This window comes from Desulfosarcina sp. (genome assembly GCF_033791525.1).
GTDB lineage: Bacteria > Desulfobacterota > Desulfobacteria > Desulfobacterales > Desulfosarcinaceae > Desulfosarcina.
This window is the reverse complement of sequence record NZ_JASJGN010000340.1, coordinates 1-2,920: the sequence shown is the minus strand read 5'-3', so window position 1 is coordinate 2,920 and position 2,920 is coordinate 1. Positions and strand designations below refer to the sequence as shown.

Here is a 2,920-nt window from a genome sequence, read left to right as displayed (position 1 = left end):
CCCCGGAGCGACTTCGATCAGTTCCATCCCGTCCGATGTCAGCCGGAAAACGCATCGTTCGGTGACATAACGCACGGGCTGGTTTTTGGATACGGCATAGGCACCGGAAAAAGTGACGTGCTCCACCAGTTTAACGAACTTTTTCACCTTGCCTTCCCGGTCGATAATCAACTTGCCATTTTGGACGGAAATCTTCAGGCCACCGGCGGCAAAGGTTCCGACGAAGACGACCTGCTTGGCGGACTGGCTGATGTTGATAAAACCGCCGGCACCGGCCAGCTTGGGACCAAACTTGCTCACATTGAGATTGCCGGCTTCGTCGGCCTGCGCCAGGCCGAGAAATGCCAGGTCCAGCCCGCCGCCGTCGTAGAAATCGAACTGGGACGGCTGATCGATGAGGGCCTCCGTGTTGACGGCAGCACCGAAATTGAGGCCGCCCGCCGGCAGTCCGCCGATGACGCCCGGCTCTGCCGTCAGGGTCAAAAATTCGATGATCTTTTCCTCGTTGGCCACATTGGACACGCCTTCGGGCATGCCGATCCCCAGATTCACCACACTATTGGGCACCAGTTCGAAGGCCGCCCGCCTGGCAATTATCTTTCGATCACCCATCTCCATGGGCGGCAGCGATTGAATCGGCACCTTGATTTCACTGCTGAACGAGGGGTCATACTGGACGCCGAAGGTCTGCCAGTGGTGCTCGGGTTTGGAAACCACCACACAGTCCACCATGATTCCGGGAATCTTGACCTGGCGGGCATTCAAGGTCCCCCTGCCAGCCACCCGTTCCACCTGGACGATAACGAAGCCGTCGGAATTGCGGGCAGCCGTGGCGATGGCCAGCGCTTCTAACGTCAGGGCTTCCTTCTCCATGGTGATGTTGCCGTCGGTATCGGCTGTTGTGCCCCGCAGAATGGCCACGTTGATGGGAAACGTCTTGTAGGCCAGGTAGTCATTGCCATCGAACTGAATCCGCTCCACCAGGTCTTCGGTCGTGATGTCGTTAATTTTTCCACCGCCGTTGAGCGGATCAACGAAAGTACCCAGGCCGACCGTGGTGATGGTGCGCGGTTTGTGGGCGGCAATGTCCCGGTACATATGAGAAATGACCCCTTGGGGCAGGTTGTATCCTTCGATTTTATTGTCCAGAGCCAGCCGTTGAAGTTTGGGAACCAATCCCCAGTGGCCGCCGACCACCCGCTTGACCAGGCCCACATGCCCAAGATGATTCAGCCCCCGCTCCTTGCCGTCTCCCTGGCCGGCGGCATAAACCAGGGTGAGGTTCCGCGGACGATCGTGCTCCAGAAAATACGATTCCAGGGCAATGGCAATCTGTTCGGGGAACCCAATGCCCACGAAGCCTCCGGTGGCGATGGTATCTCCGTCCCGGATAATACGAACGGCCTCTTCAGCGGACACAACCTTTCCTTTTTTGGCCCGGTCCGGAGGCAACGGGGACAGCATGGGATGCGCGGATGCTGGCGAGGGTGATTTCTTTTCCATGGCAGTGCTCCTGACGTTTTTATTTTTACATATGGTTTCAGTTAAAATGGCTTGAAGGGGATTCGGCATGACCCATGTCATGTAACCCAGTCGGTAGGGAAAACTATAGCAAAATAAATGCCGTAAAGATTGGCAACGCCAGCTTGGCAGAGAAAAAATTGATGAGACGGTTGGCAATACAAAAGGAAGTGGGAGCGGCTTCCCACTGCAAAACGATTCGCTCACAATCGCAAAATCAGCGGTGGGAAGCCCCTTTTCCGAATTTAAAAAAGATCATCAATCCCTTTGGCACAGCTCCACCAGCACGCCGTTGGTGGCCTTGGGATGCAGAAAGGCGATCTTGGCACCGCCGGCGCCGATTCTGGGCTGCTGGTCAATCAGCTGCACACCCTTTTCTTTCAACTCGGCCAAGGCGTCGTCAATGTTTTCGACACGGAACGCCACATGCTGGATGCCCTGTCCCCGCTTTTCGATATACTTGGCCACCGGGCCATCCGGAGCGGTGGATTCCAGAAGCTCCACTTCACTTTCACCCACAGGAAAAAAGGCCGTGGTGACCTTTTGTTCGGCAACGGTTTCCGCGCCTTCGAAATCCAATCCCAGCACACCCGACCAGAAATCTTTACCGCTGTCGATACTTTTCACAGCAATGCCCAAATGATCGATCTTTAAAATTTTCATCAATCGCTCCTCTTTTATATAAGCGTTACCATAACCGGGATTCACCGGTTACCTATCCGTGTCCTTTCAGAAAGGGTAGCTTGTGGTTCAGGCCAAGGCCGCAGCGTTTTCACAACCGCAGGCGTAGCAGCGCTACGTCGAGGATTGCGAAAACGTGAGAACGCCGGCCTGGGCCGCAAGATGCTATTTCTGGAAGGATGCTATTTGTATTTTTGCATAACTCGCCTAAACCCCGGCAAGGCATTGATGATGGTCTGGTCATCAACGCAAAAGGCGATGCGAAAATGTCCCGGGCCCGCAAAACCGCTGCCCGGAACCACCAGAATCAACTCCTGCTGCAGATCTCTGACAAAAGCCACGTCATCGGCAACGGGCGTTCGTGGAAACAGGTAAAACGCCCCCAGCGGCCTGATGAAATCATAGCCGGCATCGGCAAGGCCGTCGCAGAGCAGGTCTCTTTTGCGTTTGTATTCACCGATGTCCACACTCATCCCCTGCATACATGAAACCACCCGCTGCATAAGGGCCGGCGCATTGACAAACCCCAGAATCCGGTTGGTCAGCGCCATGCCGGCCATCAGTTCCTTTTTATAGGTGGCGGCGGGGTTTACCGCGGCAAAACCGATGCGTTCGCCGGGTATGGAGATATCCTTGGAATAGGAGGTGGCGATAATGCTCTGGTCGTAGCTTAGGAAAATGGACGGGACCTGGGCATCGTCGAAGACGATCTTGCGGT

At 55.4% G+C, this 2,920-nt stretch carries 3 protein-coding genes; all 3 read right to left on the bottom strand.

All coding sequences use genetic code 11. From position 1 onward, the window contains the following. Positions 1–1,503, bottom strand: a 1,503-nt coding sequence (locus tag QNK41_RS16830; RefSeq protein WP_319259016.1) for an acyl CoA:acetate/3-ketoacid CoA transferase, incomplete at its 3' end; no start/stop codon positions are given. Between the two features lie 276 nt (positions 1,504–1,779). After that, positions 1,780–2,184, bottom strand: coding sequence for a methylmalonyl-CoA epimerase (mce, locus tag QNK41_RS16825; protein WP_319259014.1), 405 nt, complete (start codon positions 2,182–2,184; stop codon positions 1,780–1,782). 200 nt (positions 2,185–2,384) lie between these two features. After that, on the bottom strand, positions 2,385–2,920 hold a 536-nt coding region (locus QNK41_RS16820), incomplete at its 5' end, for an aminotransferase class I/II-fold pyridoxal phosphate-dependent enzyme (RefSeq protein WP_319259012.1).

Excerpts from the sequence above, each read along its gene's own strand:
- mce (WP_319259014.1), bottom strand. The coding sequence starts at position 2,184 with ATGAAAATTTTAAAGATCGATCATTTGGGCATTGCTGTGAAAAGTATC.